At 57.0% G+C, this 13,547-nt stretch carries 14 protein-coding genes; 4 read left to right on the forward strand and 10 right to left on the reverse strand.

Annotated elements, in window-relative coordinates:
• Positions 1 to 127 precede the first annotated feature (127 nt).
• The 10 genes from ED661_RS13240 to fliL form a co-directional block, all read right to left on the reverse strand.
• Complete coding sequence (locus ED661_RS13240) at positions 128 to 532, reverse strand: hypothetical protein (protein WP_122074393.1); 405 nt, start codon at positions 530 to 532, stop codon at positions 128 to 130.
• The gene (gene flhB, locus ED661_RS13245) at positions 532 to 1,617 is read right to left on the reverse strand and encodes a flagellar type III secretion system protein FlhB (protein ID WP_122074394.1); all 1,086 of its coding nucleotides are present in this window, start codon (positions 1,615 to 1,617) and stop codon (positions 532 to 534) included. Before flhB ends, ED661_RS13240 begins: the two co-directional genes overlap by 1 nt.
• Positions 1,614 to 2,393 (reverse strand): flagellar biosynthetic protein FliR, encoded by a 780-nt coding sequence (locus ED661_RS13250; protein WP_122074395.1) that lies wholly within the window; start codon positions 2,391 to 2,393, stop codon positions 1,614 to 1,616. The genes flhB and ED661_RS13250 overlap by 4 nt, the downstream gene beginning before the upstream one ends.
• Positions 2,390 to 4,423: a flagellar biosynthesis protein FlhA gene (flhA, locus tag ED661_RS13255; protein ID WP_371412448.1), complete on the reverse strand. Its 2,034-nt coding sequence runs from the start codon at positions 4,421 to 4,423 to the stop codon at positions 2,390 to 2,392. The genes ED661_RS13250 and flhA overlap by 4 nt, the downstream gene beginning before the upstream one ends.
• A 52-nt stretch (positions 4,424 to 4,475) precedes the next feature.
• Positions 4,476 to 4,745 carry a hypothetical protein gene (locus tag ED661_RS13260; protein ID WP_162930133.1) on the reverse strand — a complete coding sequence of 90 codons (270 nt, stop codon included), beginning with the start codon at positions 4,743 to 4,745 and terminating at the stop codon, positions 4,476 to 4,478.
• Between the two features lie 146 nt (positions 4,746 to 4,891).
• Positions 4,892 to 7,456 carry a hypothetical protein gene (locus ED661_RS13265; protein ID WP_174214184.1) on the reverse strand — a complete coding sequence of 855 codons (2,565 nt, stop codon included), beginning with the start codon at positions 7,454 to 7,456 and terminating at the stop codon, positions 4,892 to 4,894.
• Positions 7,453 to 8,322: a flagellar motor stator protein MotA gene (gene motA, locus ED661_RS13270; RefSeq protein ID WP_054458609.1), complete on the reverse strand. Its 870-nt coding sequence runs from the start codon at positions 8,320 to 8,322 to the stop codon at positions 7,453 to 7,455. Before motA ends, ED661_RS13265 begins: the two co-directional genes overlap by 4 nt.
• Positions 8,323 to 8,398: 76 nt before the next feature.
• Positions 8,399 to 9,028, reverse strand: coding sequence for a MotE family protein (locus ED661_RS13275; protein WP_122074397.1), 630 nt, complete (start codon positions 9,026 to 9,028; stop codon positions 8,399 to 8,401).
• Complete coding sequence (locus ED661_RS13280; protein ID WP_122074398.1) at positions 9,028 to 9,486, reverse strand: hypothetical protein; 459 nt, start codon at positions 9,484 to 9,486, stop codon at positions 9,028 to 9,030. Before ED661_RS13280 ends, ED661_RS13275 begins: the two co-directional genes overlap by 1 nt.
• Before the next feature lie 9 nt (positions 9,487 to 9,495).
• A complete protein-coding gene (gene fliL / locus ED661_RS13285) occupies positions 9,496 to 10,020 on the reverse strand; it encodes a flagellar basal body-associated protein FliL (RefSeq protein ID WP_122074399.1) in 525 nt (174 codons plus the stop codon).
• 119 nt (positions 10,021 to 10,139) lie between these two features.
• Between fliL and fliF the strand changes: the two genes are divergently transcribed.
• The 4 genes from fliF to fliP are packed head-to-tail and all read left to right on the forward strand — an operon-like array spanning position 10,140 to position 13,453.
• Positions 10,140 to 11,822: a flagellar basal-body MS-ring/collar protein FliF gene (gene fliF, locus ED661_RS13290; RefSeq protein ID WP_122074400.1), complete on the forward strand. Its 1,683-nt coding sequence runs from the start codon at positions 10,140 to 10,142 to the stop codon at positions 11,820 to 11,822.
• Positions 11,822 to 12,424 (forward strand): ABC transporter ATP-binding protein, encoded by a 603-nt coding sequence (locus ED661_RS13295; RefSeq protein WP_122074401.1) that lies wholly within the window; start codon positions 11,822 to 11,824, stop codon positions 12,422 to 12,424. Before fliF ends, ED661_RS13295 begins: the two co-directional genes overlap by 1 nt.
• Positions 12,417 to 12,713 (forward strand): FliM/FliN family flagellar motor C-terminal domain-containing protein, encoded by a 297-nt coding sequence (locus tag ED661_RS13300; protein ID WP_122074402.1) that lies wholly within the window; start codon positions 12,417 to 12,419, stop codon positions 12,711 to 12,713. Before ED661_RS13295 ends, ED661_RS13300 begins: the two co-directional genes overlap by 8 nt.
• Complete coding sequence (gene fliP / locus ED661_RS13305; protein ID WP_122074403.1) at positions 12,710 to 13,453, forward strand: flagellar type III secretion system pore protein FliP; 744 nt, start codon at positions 12,710 to 12,712, stop codon at positions 13,451 to 13,453. Before ED661_RS13300 ends, fliP begins: the two co-directional genes overlap by 4 nt.
• The last annotated feature ends 94 nt before the right edge of the window (positions 13,454 to 13,547 follow it).

The raw sequence follows: 13,547 nt of genomic DNA on the forward strand, positions 1-13,547 counted from the left end.
ATCACTTTGGCCTCATAACCGCCGTTCTCTACGCGCTGGGGAAAGGTCCGGTTCGGTAGATCCATGCGGTCCCGGCACTCTGACTCAGCAGAGACGCGATGACTGGCCTTAGGGAGGGCTCTGTCTCTCAAAGACCAAGCAGCTGCTCTTCCAGTGATTTTGCCCGTGCCGTTTTGAGACGCAGTTTTTCGGCCTTTTCCATCTCACCCACCGCCGTTTTACGGCCAAAGGTCTTACGCAGACGGTCCATCGCCATCAGCTTGTGAGCGGTGACCTGGGCCAGCTGCATGTTGAGGTTCCGCCGGGTGTTCAAATGCCAGCCCTGCCACAACAGATCAGCGCCCAGCGCCTTCATCGGGATGTCCCCATCCACTTCTGCGCGGGCCTCCTGAACCTGTGCCTCCAGTTTGCTCAATTGACCACGCAGCCGCGCCTCCTGGTCCAGGATCGGCTTTATCTTGGCATGTTCTTTCAGATATTGCGCCTCAGTAACTGCCGCCATCTGTTGCAGCATGGCCATCTTCTGTTTCATTACAGGCCTCCCTTGGCGCGTTCACGCATCTCATCGGCAAAGCGGATCGCGGCCGCCACTGGCGCGTAATACTCTTCCTCGACCTCATCCCCGATGCCGATTGTGGCATAGAGCGCCCGCGCCGTAGGCGGATCACTGTGGATCGGAATGGCGTTTTCATTGGCGATCCGGCGGATGGTCGCGGCGACCTCGTCAACACCTTTGGCCACGCAGACCGGAGCCGTGCCAGCGCCACCTTCCCATTTCAGCGCCACCGCATAGTGGGTCGGGTTAACGATCACAACGCTGGCTTCGGGCACCGCAGCCATCATCTGGCCGGTTGCAATTTCCATCGCTTTCTGGCGCCGTTTGCCCTTCATATGGGGATCACCCTCGGCATCCTTGGTCTCGTCCTGGATTTCCTTGCGCGACATCATATTCTTGCGCCGATGTTCATCGTGCTGGAAAATTGCATCCACCACCCCGATGCACATCGAAATCAGCATCGCAATCACCAGGAACTCCATGCCCAGCTCTGCCAGCATCTTGATCACCGAAGAGGCCCCGGTTGCCGCAGAGGCAATCATCTCGGGCATCCGGTAGTTGAGGTAGACCCCGAGGCAAATCGAATAGATCGTTAGTTTGAAGGCGCTTTTGCCAAATTCAAACAGCCCGGCACGGCCAAACTTGTTCTTGGCGTTGGAGATCACCGAAATCCGCGACATCTTTGGTTCCAGCTTGGTTGGCGCAAAAACCATTGCTCTTTGGCCGACGATCGACAACAGCACCAACACAAAAGGGATCATGAACAGAGGAATCAAGGGCCAGACCATGGCTGCAATCATACCGCCAACGGGGGGCGTGCCATTGCCGGAGAACAGCTGTTTTGCCAATCGATCGGGTTGGTCGATGATCGACATCAGCACAGTGCCAAATTCAGTTACCATTGTATGGCCAGCCGCATAGAAGGCGACAACCAGCCCCATATAGGCCGCCGCGACCGATAGATCAGTGGATTTGGCCACCTCGCCTTTATCGCGCGCTTTCTTGAGCTTGGCTTCTGTTGGCTCAAATGACTTGTCTGAATCGTCGTCGCCGCCGCTCATTGCAGGCCACCTCCGGGATCAGAAAAGAATGTCATCATCTCGCGCAGCCAGGTATCCAGGATCATCGGGCTGCCAACCATCAAAATGAACAGACCACCAAAGGTGATCACCGGAGCACCAATGAAGACAACCATCAACTGAGGCATGGCGCGGTTGATCACGCCCAGCGTCAGATTGTAGATCACCGCCGTGATCAGGAAGGGCGCAGAGAGGGTGAAAGCCATGTAAAAGGCTCTGGAGATCCGGTGCAGCCCCCATTCGGAAAAGCCCGCAGGCTCTGGATAGGCGCCGACCGGAAAGATCTGGTAGGAATAGATCAGAAACTCCGCCACCCGAACATGCAGCCCCATCATCACGGCAAGCGCCAGGCCAGATACCAGCAGAACACCACCGATCGCAGGCAACGAATCCGCACCGATATTGCCCAGAACCTGCGACAAGGAGGTGCTTTGCGCGGCAATTGTCCCGGCAATCTGCAACGCAAAGATAAACAATCGCACCGACACCCCCAAAGCCAGGCCAACAATGGCCTCGCTGGTGGCCAGACCGGCAAAATGCAGCGGGGTTGCGGGTTCTGGAAACAGGGGCAAGGCCGGTGCCACTACAAAGGTGAAGGCAACGGCAATTCCCAGTTTCACATTCATCGGGACATATTGTTCGCCAAAGGCTGGTAATACCGCCGTCATGGCGCCAACCCGCAGAAAAACAATGGCAAAATGCCAGAAACTCGCCCCAAGAAACGCGCGCAACTCCGGAGGAAAGTCCAGCAGTGTCATGCAGCTACCATGCCCACCAATGCAGGACGGGCTTCCAGGCCAATTTCCTCAAAGGAGAGCACCGGATTGGTGATGCCGCGTGATTTCAGAATCGTACGCAGGTAGCGGCGACGCCGGGTCGAGGTCACCACAGCGGCAAAAACGCCCTGTTCCGTCACCGTATTCAGACGTTCGCTCAGACCTTCCGCCAGGCGATTAAACATATCCGGCGGCAGGGCCACGTCCAGATTGCCAGCGCTGACATCCACCTGATAGGTCGCAAAGGTATCCTCCCATTCCGGTGCCAACTGGATAAGCGGGATGGTTCCGTCCTCGCGCTTCATTTCAGCAACCAGCTGGAAGCCCAGACGCTGACGCACCTGCTCGCAGATCACTTCGGGCTGGGTAGAATGAATACGTGCCTCCGCAATAGCCTCCAGAATGAGCGGGATATTTCGGATCGAGACCCGCTCTTCCAGCAACAGACGCAGCACCGAATGCAGGGTATCCAGTGGCACCTTGTCGGGAACCAGATCCTCAAGCAGCTTGCGATTGGCTTCAGCGCGGAAGGGATCAGACAGCTCGCTCATTTCGTTCAGCAGGCGGCGCAGCGATTTGAAGGTCAGCAAGCGGGCAAAGTTCTGCTTGATCACTTCCAAAAGATGGGTCGCCAGAATTTCCGGTGGGGTCACAACCGTGGCCCCGGCCAGAACCGCGTCCTGTTGTTGTGCCGCATTGATCCAACGCGCCGGCGCGCCATAGACAGGCTCGGTCACATCGGATCCGGGTGGCAGGGCATCGTGATTGTCAGGCATCAGCGCCAAAACCATGTCCGGGTGCAAGGTTCCACGCACCTGCTCAACCCCCTGTACCTTGACCACATAGGTGCCGCGCTCCAGATCCGCCTGATCGGTCAGGCGGATTTCGGGCAGGATCAGGCCAAAACTGGTGGCGATATGGGTTCGCATATTGGCGATGCGGGCATCGAGGCCGGTGCCGGCATCCAGAACCATGCTCACCAGATCGGGGGCAAACTCCAGATGCAGATCATCAAGGTCAAGAATATCGCCCAGCGCCTTGGCTGGAGTTGGATTGGCGTTTTCTTCCATTTCCTCTTCAATCTCGGCCTCTTCCTCGGCTTTGACTTTCTGATGGATACGGTAAGCCGCAAATCCCAGAACCGCACCGCCAAGAACAAAGGGCAGGAAAGGCAGGCCAGGCACCAGCGCAAACATAACCATCAGAACTGCAACCGTGGCCAAGGCGGCCGGGTGCTTGCCGAACTGATCCATCAGGGCAATATCAGTTGCCCCGGTGGCACCACCGCGGGCCAGCAATAGCGCTGCAGCAATCGAGATGATCACAGATGGGATTTGCGAGACAAGCCCGTCACCCACGGTCAGAATCGCATAGGTCTCAAAGGCGGTAGAAACCGGCATGCCATGCACCAGCACGCCCATCACCAGCCCCATCACCAGGTTCAGCAGGGTAATCAACAACCCGGCAACCGCGTCACCTTTGACAAATTTCGAGGCACCATCCAGCGAGCCAAAGAAGGTGGTTTCCTTCTGATCATTCTCACGGCGGGCCTTGGCGGTGGCGTGATCAATCGCACCAGCTGCCATATCCGCGTCAATCGCCATCTGTTTACCGGGCATCCCGTCCAGTGCAAATCGGGCGCCAACTTCGGCCATCCGGGCGGCGCCCTTGTTGATGACCATGAAGTTCACAATCAGCAGAACCCCAAAGGTCACCAGCCCCAGAAAGACGCTGCCGCCCATGACAAACTGGGCAAACCCCTGGATCACATTACCCGCCGCATCGGTGCCGGTATGACCCTGCCCAATGATCAGCTTGGTTGAGGAGATATTCAGCGACAGACGCAGCATCAAGGAGGCCAGCAGGATCGTCGGAAAGGACGAGAAATCCAGCGGACGCTCGATAAACAGGGTGATGGTGAAGATCAGGATCGCCAGACCAAAGGAGGCGGCAAGGCCCACATCCAAAACCCAGGCAGGCATCGGCAGGATCATCATCACGATGATCGCCATCAGAGCCAGCGCCAAAAGCACGGTCGGGCTAAAAAGCTGTTGAACGGTTAGTTTAGGCACAAGCATTCTCTCGTTCTGGAGCAATCAGGCTGCTGATTTCAAAATGATCTTTGATGACCTGCCAAAACCCGCCACAAAACATGGGGGTCCCTGCGCAGGTCACAATTTTGGAATGAGTGGATGAAGACACCATGGCGTCTTTTGCAGTGGTCACAAGATCACTGGAGATCACCATAGCCAGCAGCCCAAAGACAGCATGGATCAACCGATGGTGCATAGACCGCGACATGCGCCGGTCCGGAATTCTGATAGCTAACGGCATTCTGCCTGTCCAATCGCGGATTCATCTAAAATCCAAGGTAGTTTCAGACAGTTGACAAAGTGTTAGCACGAACAGCGAAAGGCCGCCCTAACAGGCGGCCCTCGTGCTAATTCTTCAAAACTAATCGGGGGCTAGCGATACGCCATTTAGTCCGCCGCCGGGTCGTTTGCACTGTCGACCCTGTTCAACAGGTCCAGAATATTATCCCGGGTTCCAACACTGCTCTCGACCAGAGCACGCGCATGGGCCAATGGTGTAAGACCCTCGGGATCCTGGCTGGTCTTTGATATCTGGCTGGTCACGGTGGCAACCTGGCCAAAGGGCGCGTCTTCGGCTGGTGTCATGGTCTCGATCGCCTCCATGTCCTGCGAGTGCCAGAAACCGCGCGCTGCGGCGTTCACGTCTTCTTCTTCCAGCATATACTCGCCAGAGCGCGCATATTCACCGTTGCGCCACAGGGCTTCGGCCCGCATTCGATTGGCTTCGGAACCTTCCAGCCCCATCAGTTCCACCAGGGCGTTATGGGGCTTGCCCATCGCCAGCGCGGTTTCGGCCATCATCAAACGGCGATCTTTGTTTTCCGGCTCCAGGGCCAGCTTTTGCAGCAAGGACTGCGCCTGCTCGGCAAAACCCAGATCCAATAGGCGACGCGCCATCAACTCAGCCACAGGAGCGGCTTCGGCGGCGGTGGATTGACCGGCAAACACCAGACCATACTGCAGGAAGGTGACATCATCAGAGCGTTCCGTCAGCAGGGTCATCAGCGGGTCAATCACATCGGCCCGTGCGGCTGGGCCGTCACGCCGGGTAACCTGCGTCAGCTCATCAAAGGCCTGCGCAAACTGTCCAGTCAACGCCAGAGACACTACCCCTGCCTGGCGCAAAGCCCCCCCAAACTTGGTATCGCGGCTCTCCAATTCATATGAGGCGATCAGCTCTGGCACATCCGGCGACAGGGCCTTGCGTTCATCATAGCTAAGCGCAACAAGATCAATCAGGGCCGTTGGCGCGCTTTCGGTACGCTCGGCAACCTCCTCGATCAGCTTCTCTGCAACCTCTTCGGTATCGCCTTCCAGCTCTGCAATTGCGGCTTCGGCAAGGTTGAGTTCCGGCACAAACTCCATTCCGGTCCGGCCGACAGAGCGCAAGACGGCCTCGGCAATATGCAGATCGCCAGATTCGGCGAACATCGAACTCAGCCGGGGACCAAAATTCACCCGCAGATGCACTGGCAAAGTGGCAAAGGCCTGTTGAATTGCATCGGTATTGGCGGTTTTGCGAATGTTCCCATCCGCTAGAACCGACCACAGTGCCGTATGCCCATTACAGCCCTGCTGCCCGGAAAACGGGTGGTTGATTCCAATCTCTTTGCCATCCATCAAATCCGCCATCGCCAAAAGCGTTGCCTGTTGCTCGGCGTCAACCCGCTCTGCCGGAAGCATGCCAAGCATGCCACGTGCCTCAGCGCCAAAGCCAAAATACAGATAGAGCTTGGCAAGCGCACGCACACTGGCGGGGTTGATATCATCAAACTCTCGCACCAGCGCACCGCGCAATGGGCCTAGCTGATCAGCAAAAGAACTGTCGTTGCCCCAGGTGTGAATGGCAAGCTTACGATCCGGCAGGCAATGGTCATCGATATTGGAACCCGTGGGCGCCCGCGCGATCAGCCCTGTTTCGCGGTCAATCGCCGAGGTGACCGAGATATTATCCAGCGCGTTCAAAGGCCGATCTGACCTCCCCAGCAACTCCAGTGGCCGATTGCCATCCACGTCACGCTCTGACTGTGCCACATCCAGCAGCCCCTGGTTGGCGGCCCGGCCAATCTGTTGCAACAGGCGATGCTCAGAAGCATTCACTGTCGCGGCCCGCGCTGTTTCGTCCATATTCAGGAGCAAATTCATCTCGGGCAGTTCATGCGACTCTTCTGCCGGTTCCTGCGCCGCGATCTCCTCCTCTGCTGCCATTTCGGTGCTGGCAGAAGATGGTGTTTGGTTCAGGCCCAGTTCAGCATCCAGCCCAGCGGCCAAAACCGCCGCACCGCGTGACCCTACGGGCTCGGGTTCTTTCAGGCGTGCAGATTCGGCTGCCAGTTCCTGGCTGGTTTTGACAGAGTCCGGGTCAGCTTCAGGCTGTTGCCTGGTGACATGCCCCCCCTGATCAGCACTGATCGCTGATTTCAGGTTCAACGCCAAACGGGCATCTGCAATGGCCCCCTGAGACAGATTAAAGCGGTATCCCGGTGTTGCCCGGGTCATCGCGGGCTCTGAGACCGCAGGTTCTACTGGTGCGCCAAGCGTCAGGGCGCCAAAATTGCCCTGTGTCGGATTGGAGGGGACCGTGGCACCGCGACCATCAGAAATATCGACAACCAGATAGCCGTCGCTTTGCAGGTAAGACTGGATTTCACAATCGCAGCCCAGCTGCATACGCAGGGGTTGTCCGGGGCCGCTTTGGGTCAGGCCCTGCAAGCGGTCGCGGGGGATCAGGTCCCAGACCCGCGAGGTGTCAAATACAGCGGTAGACGAATTAATTTTTAGGCTTGCGGTACGCCCAGATTGACTGAGCGCCCATTGAGCCCCATCAGGCAGGCGCATGACCAGGCGCGAGAAGCCATCGTGCTCGCCCGAGCGGGCGGTGATGATCTCGGCCTGGGCAGAGGAGCCCGCCGCCAACGTTGTGGCGGCTATCGCAAATGCGCGCCAAATCATGCTGCGTCCTGTTTTACCGATCTAAGGGCTTCTTCCAGTTCAGAGAAACCGGGGCGAATATGCGAAGGTGTGTTCTGGCGACCAACTTCGATGCAGATGGCGGCCGCATGGTTGTGAAGGTTCGCAACCAACACTTCGCGGATCAATTTGTAAAAGTGAGAATCTTCCTCGGTGATGGTTTTCACCTTGTCGGCAAAGGGACCAACCAAGCCATAGGCGAGGAAAACGCCAAGGAATGTCCCAACAAGCGCGCCACCAATCATCTTACCCAGAACCTCTGGTGGCTGATCAATCGAGGCCATGGTTTTGATAACACCCAAAACCGCCGCAACAATCCCCAGCGCCGGAAGGCCATCTGCCATGGTCTGCAGAGCGTGGCTGGAGTGCAGAGCGTGGTGATGATTCGCCTCCATGCGCTTTTCCAGAACCTCTTCGACCTGATGCGGATCATCATAGTTCATCGAGGCCGAGCGCATGGTATCACAGATCAGGTTCACCGCTTCGCTATCCGCCAGGATCTTGGGGTATTTGTTGAACACAGAGGAGTTCTCCGGGTCCTCGATGTGCTGTTCCACCTCGACCGGGTTGGCCCGCGCAATTCGGATCAGCGAGAACAAAAGGCACAAAAGATCCCGGTAATCATCGGACTTCCATTTGGCGCCTTTGAAAACTTTCCCAAGGTCTTTGAGCGTATGTTTGATACCGCCCATGTCGTTGCTGATCAGGAAGGCACCAACCGCGGCACCACCAATCATCATCATCTCAAAGGGAAGCGATTTAAGGATAATCCCCATTTTGCCGCCGGCCAGTAGATACCCACCGAATACCATGACAAAAATTACCAGGATGCCTGCTATTCCGACCATAGGGTCACTCCAAATTCCGTTGCTTTATCTAAACTTAGGCGAGTCGGATTAAGAAAGCCTGAGCGCGGATCCCAAGTTATTCCTTGGGAACTCCGCTGTTACGGCCCGCCATGACAACACTGATTGTATAGGCCGCTTCCGGGCTCAGACCGGCCATAATGCCAGCCGCCGCTTCAGGCCGCATACGCGCCAGGAAACCGGCTGCAAAATTGGGGTCCATTTCTTCAAACAGCGCCGCCGATTCTTTTGGCTTCATCTGTTCATAAACCGTGGTCAGACGACCAACATCCGCCTCTGTCGCCCCATCAGCCAAGGCCAATGTTGTGCGCAGCTCTTCCTCTGCCAGCTGCAAGGCCGCCAGTTTGCGATCAATTGCCTCGTCAGCAATTTCCAGAGCCTTCATACGGTCTTCGATTTCTGCTTCACGAACTTCCAGAACAGCTTCGCGCTCCTGGAAAGCCGCCAGCATCGCCTGCAACTCAGCAGAAGAGGGCATGCCGACATTCTGCAATGTGCCGCCGTGGTTGGGATCTTCCTGCTTACCGTTTTGCAGGTTGGAAACTTCCCGCGCAATCGCAGGTCCGGCCTCCATGCCCAGACGCACCAGCGCCGAACCGATCAAGAGTAGAGACAACATGAACAAGGCCCGGCTACGGCTGCGTCCTGGCTGCTTTTGCTTCTTTTCCTTGGGTTTTTTCGCAGTCATCACGCCACCCGATTCTTGTCGCGGTTATGGCGCACAAACATTACACCAGCCGATTTATTTGGATCTTCGGCCTGAACCGGCGCTTCTGGGGCTGCTTCGGTCTCATAGGCGACAGCCAGAGCATCATTTTCTTCCGCCTGCGCGGCAACTGGCCGTTGTGGCTGCGGTGCAGCCTCGGGCATGTCATGCATCGAGGCCATCATCAGCTCCAACCGCTGCGCCACCGATTCGGCCCGCCCGGTCAGCTGGTCCAGCGCCTGGCTGGAGCCCTCGGTGATTTGCCGGGCAGAGGCAAAAGATTTGTTCAAGTCATCTACTTGCGAGGAAAGCACGGCAACGGCACCGCCGACGCCCTTTTCCAGGTCATTGAACCGTTTCAACCGGCGCGAAAGCACCAGGCAATAAAATCCGGCCCCAAGGGCCCCCGCCGCAAGCAGGATATCAGCAATAAGGTCCATCCCGTTCTCCTAGTTCAGTACGAATTCCATAATCAGCAAATCACGCACACGCCCCTGTCCGGTGGCTATGTTGATTCGCCGCAGCATCTGCGCGCGCAGTTTTGGCAGCGCCATCGGATCAGACAGATCCTCAAGCTCCAAAGCGCGAAGATAGCTATTCAGTACATCGACTACACGGGGGAGGACTTTTTCGACCTCGGCCTGGTGGATCAGGTCCACCTCTAATTGTGCGCTGAACCGTAGGTGTTTGATGCCGCTGGCTTTGCGCAGCGTAATCACAATCGGTTCCATCTCGATGAAGGCGAGCTTGGCGATATCTTCCGCCGTCTCACCACTATCTACGCCTTCTGGCGCTTCTACAGCCGCATGAGTCTCTTCGGACTCTGCGGATTGACCAAAGGGAAGTAGCCCTGACGAAACTGCAAAAAATCCGCCACCGCCGCCTGCAACTGCAAGGACGACCCCAATGATGAGGGGCAGTTTGCTTTTTTTACCCGGTGCGTCTTCTTCCGCATTCACTACAGCGTCTGTCATGGCTTTCCCTAAAACGTCGTGCAAAGCCTTCATAACCCCTGAGGAACTAACCGAATGTTAAGGCCCCTCCGTCAAAAAGGGATCACGCCGGACAGAATGCCGGTGCGACGGAGGTTAAATTGCAGCAGATCAAGAATGTCTGGACCGAGTTAGATGCACGCAAGCGGCTGGTTGTGGTTGGCGCCACAGTAGCGGTGATTGCGAGTGTGCTTGCGATGTCCCATGTGGCGAGCAAGCCAACGATGAAATTACTCTATGCTGGGCTCGAAAGTGGCTCTGCTGGGGATGTTGTACGGTCGCTGGAACAGACCGGCACACAATACGAAGTCCGCGGTGGCTCTATATATGTCCCGGCTGAGCGCCGCGATGAGCTGCGCATGACGCTGGCCAGCGAAGGCCTGCCTGCAAATGGCGGTCGTGGCTATGAACTCCTCGATTCGCTGACCGGGTTTGGCACAACATCGCAGATGTTTGATGCCGCCTACTGGCGCGCCAAAGAAGGAGAGCTGGCCCGTACTATCGTTGGCAGCCCCCATATCAGCCAGGCCCGCGTTCATATTGCCAATACTGGCGCCAATCCCTTTCAACGCACCGTGGATCCAACAGCCTCCGTATCCGTCGTGCCTCTGGGATCGCCGATCACCCCACCCCAGGCCAATGCGATTCGCTTCCTGGTTGCTTCTGCCGTCACAGGCCTTGCAGTTGATAATGTTGCGGTGATCGATGCCAATGGTGCTCTGATCGGATCTCCAGAAGCTGCGGCTGCTGCCGGCGCTGGAACAGATGATCGCTCTCAGTCGATTCGCGAACGGGTCATGCGCTTGGTCGAAGCTCGCGTGGGTCATGGCAATGCCGTGGTCGAAGTGAGCGTCGATACCGTCACCGACACCGAATCGATCCGCGAAAAGCTGGTTGATCCTTCTAGCCGGGTTGCCATCAGTACAGATGTCGAAGAACGCGCCGATGTGTCCAGCAATCAATCCGGTGAGGTCACCGTGGCCTCGAATATCCCGGATGGCGATGCGGCCTCGGGTCAGGGATCAAAGAACAACGCCACCGCGACTCGCGAACGGGTGAACTATGAGATTTCCGAGACCGAAAAAGAAATCATTCGCGGCCCCGGTGCAATCAAACGACTGACGGTTGCTGTTTTGATCAATGGCCAGACAATTACCAATGACGCTGGCGAAACCGTGTTTGAACCCCGTCCCGAAGAAGAGCTCGGCGCCCTGCGTGAACTGATCTCGGCTGCGATCGGGTTTGATGAGGGTCGAGGCGATGTCATTACCCTCAAGTCAATGGATCTCCCTACCATTGAACCGGCAGGCACCGAGGTAACCTCGTCCTTTATGGATAATATCTACTTTGATGCCATGGCGCTCATTCAGATGGCAGCACTTGCCATTGTGACGCTTGTGCTTGGTCTCTTTGTGGTTCGGCCAATTCTGGCGGGAACGAACGAAAGCATTCCTGCTCTTGGTGCTCCGGATGCGGATCCGATGAGTGGGCTGCCAGATCTTCCCGCTATGGGCACGGCCCCTGGCATGGGGGACTTCATGATGAACCCGGATCTTGGCTCCAACATCGCCCTAGATGGTGAAATCCAGGATGGCGGTGGCCAGTTCGGCGGCATGGGTGACATGGGCGGAATTGGTGACATGGGCGGCATGGGTGGCCTGCCTGCCCTCGGCGGTGGCGCCGAGAACCCGGTTGACCGTCTGCGTGAAATGATTGGCGAACGCCAAGAAGAAACTGTCCAGATCCTGCGCGGCTGGCTGGAAGAAAATGAGGAGCGGGCCTAATGGGCATTACTCACCTGCTAGAAGATTTTGGAACTGCAGCCATCGTCGCACCGATGTCTTTTCCTGAAGTATCAGAAGAAGAAATCGAAGAAGAACGTGCTGTCTCTTATGAAAAGGGTTACGGGGCCGGCTGGGACGATGCGGTGACCGCCAAGGGGAAAGAAACGGCTCAGCTTTCAGCCACTTTGACGAGTTCGCTGGAGGATCTGAATTTCACCTACAAAGAGGCGCAGTCGCAGCTGATCGAATCGCTGGATCCCATGTTCAAGGTTCTGACCAGTGCAGTGCTGCCCGATACCATGGCGGCGACCTTTGGCCACCATATTGTCGATCAGATGACCGACATGGCCAAGACTCACACGGATCAGCCGATGAGCATCTTTGTCTCGCCAGGGGAAGCGCCCGCCGTGCGCTCCCTATTGCCCGATTCTTTTGCCACTCCGGTTCAGGTTCAGGAAGACGAAAACCTGGCACCGGGTCAGGCCTATCTGCGTACCGGAACTTCGGAACGCGAAATCAACAGCTCAGGGCTGGTTGAATCCATTCAGGACTCGATCGACGCCTTCACCTACCACATCAGAGAGGAAAGTCAGTATGGATGACGCCGAGGATCTCAACATGAAGGCCACCGACGCCAGCAACCCATTTGTTTCCGTTCCCGTCGAAGTGGTTGTCTCGGTTGGCAAAGCCCGCCCACTGGTCCGCGACCTGGTCGGCCTGTGTGAAAACGCAATCCTGGCACTGGATAAGCGTGTAGAAGATCCCGTCGATCTTTATGTGGGTGACCGGTTGGTTGCCCGTGGTCAGCTGGAAGAAATGGAAGGCGATCAGGCCGGTCAACTGGCAGTACGCCTGACCGAGATCGCCGATTTGCAAAACGGTCTGGGATGACACGCACAGCCTTCATTCTCACTCTTGTTGTCTCCTGCGCGGCGCTGATGCTGCCGCAGGCGGCAATGGCACAGGAGCTGAGCCTCTCGCTGGCAGAGGGGCAATCCATTTCTGCCCGCTCAATCCAGCTTATCCTGCTGATTACCGTGCTCAGCCTGGCCCCCGGCCTGCTGATCATGATCACCTGTTTTCCATTTCTGGTGACGGTTCTGTCGATCCTGCGTCAGGGTCTGGGCCTGCAACAGGCACCGCCCAATATGATGATGATCAGCCTGGCGCTGTTCCTCACCTATTTTGTGATGGAGCCGGTGTTCACCGAGGCCTGGCAGGTTGGCATCAGCCCGTTGATCGAAGAACAGATCGACATTGAAACCGGATTGATGCGCGGCCTTGAGCCCTTCCGGGCCTTCATGGCCAATCGTCTGGATCCGGATACCTTCTACGCGATTTCCAATCTGCGGCCCGAAATGGAAGCCATGGATCCCACCCCCGAAGCACCGCTTTCGGTTTTGATCCCCAGCTTCCTGCTGTCTGAAATCTCCCGCGCCTTTCAGATCGGCTTTCTGGTCTTCCTGCCCTTCCTGGTCATCGATCTCGTGGTAGCAGCTGTCCTGATGTCGATGGGTATGATGATGGTACCACCAGCGGTGGTTTCTTTGCCGTTCAAACTGGCTTTCTTTGTGGTTGCCGACGGCTGGAGCCTGATCGCCACCGCCCTGGTGCGCAGCTATTATCCCTAGCCGCTAAAATAAGAGATAAATCCCGCGCTTCACTGCGCTGTTTTCTTCCGAGCCCCGGCCCTGTGCCGGGGCTTTTGCATGCCTGGGGGCAAGA

The sequence above is a fragment of the Pseudophaeobacter sp. EL27 genome (genome assembly GCF_900313025.1).
Taxonomy (GTDB): domain Bacteria; phylum Pseudomonadota; class Alphaproteobacteria; order Rhodobacterales; family Rhodobacteraceae; genus Pseudophaeobacter.

Bases quoted from the DNA above. Each gene is read 5' to 3' on its own strand.
- motA (WP_054458609.1), bottom strand. From the start codon at position 8,322: ATGGTCGGAATAGCAGGCATCCTGGTAATTTTTGTCATGGTATTCGGT.
- fliL (WP_122074399.1), bottom strand. From the start codon at position 10,020: ATGACAGACGCTGTAGTGAATGCGGAAGAAGACGCACCGGGTAAAAAA.
- ED661_RS13260 (WP_162930133.1), bottom strand. From the start codon at position 4,745: ATGCCGTTAGCTATCAGAATTCCGGACCGGCGCATGTCGCGGTCTATG.
- ED661_RS13250 (WP_122074395.1), bottom strand. From the start codon at position 2,393: ATGACACTGCTGGACTTTCCTCCGGAGTTGCGCGCGTTTCTTGGGGCG.
- ED661_RS13295 (WP_122074401.1), top strand. From the start codon at position 11,822: ATGGGCATTACTCACCTGCTAGAAGATTTTGGAACTGCAGCCATCGTC.
- ED661_RS13240 (WP_122074393.1), bottom strand. From the start codon at position 532: ATGAAACAGAAGATGGCCATGCTGCAACAGATGGCGGCAGTTACTGAG.
- ED661_RS13280 (WP_122074398.1), bottom strand. From the start codon at position 9,486: ATGGACCTTATTGCTGATATCCTGCTTGCGGCGGGGGCCCTTGGGGCC.
- fliP (WP_122074403.1), top strand. From the start codon at position 12,710: ATGACACGCACAGCCTTCATTCTCACTCTTGTTGTCTCCTGCGCGGCG.
- flhA (WP_371412448.1), bottom strand. From the start codon at position 4,423: ATGGCGATCATCGTGATGATGATCCTGCCGATGCCTGCCTGGGTTTTG.
- flhB (WP_122074394.1), bottom strand. From the start codon at position 1,617: ATGAGCGGCGGCGACGACGATTCAGACAAGTCATTTGAGCCAACAGAA.
- ED661_RS13265 (WP_174214184.1), bottom strand. From the start codon at position 7,456: ATGATTTGGCGCGCATTTGCGATAGCCGCCACAACGTTGGCGGCGGGC.
- ED661_RS13275 (WP_122074397.1), bottom strand. From the start codon at position 9,028: ATGACTGCGAAAAAACCCAAGGAAAAGAAGCAAAAGCAGCCAGGACGC.
- ED661_RS13300 (WP_122074402.1), top strand. From the start codon at position 12,417: ATGGATGACGCCGAGGATCTCAACATGAAGGCCACCGACGCCAGCAAC.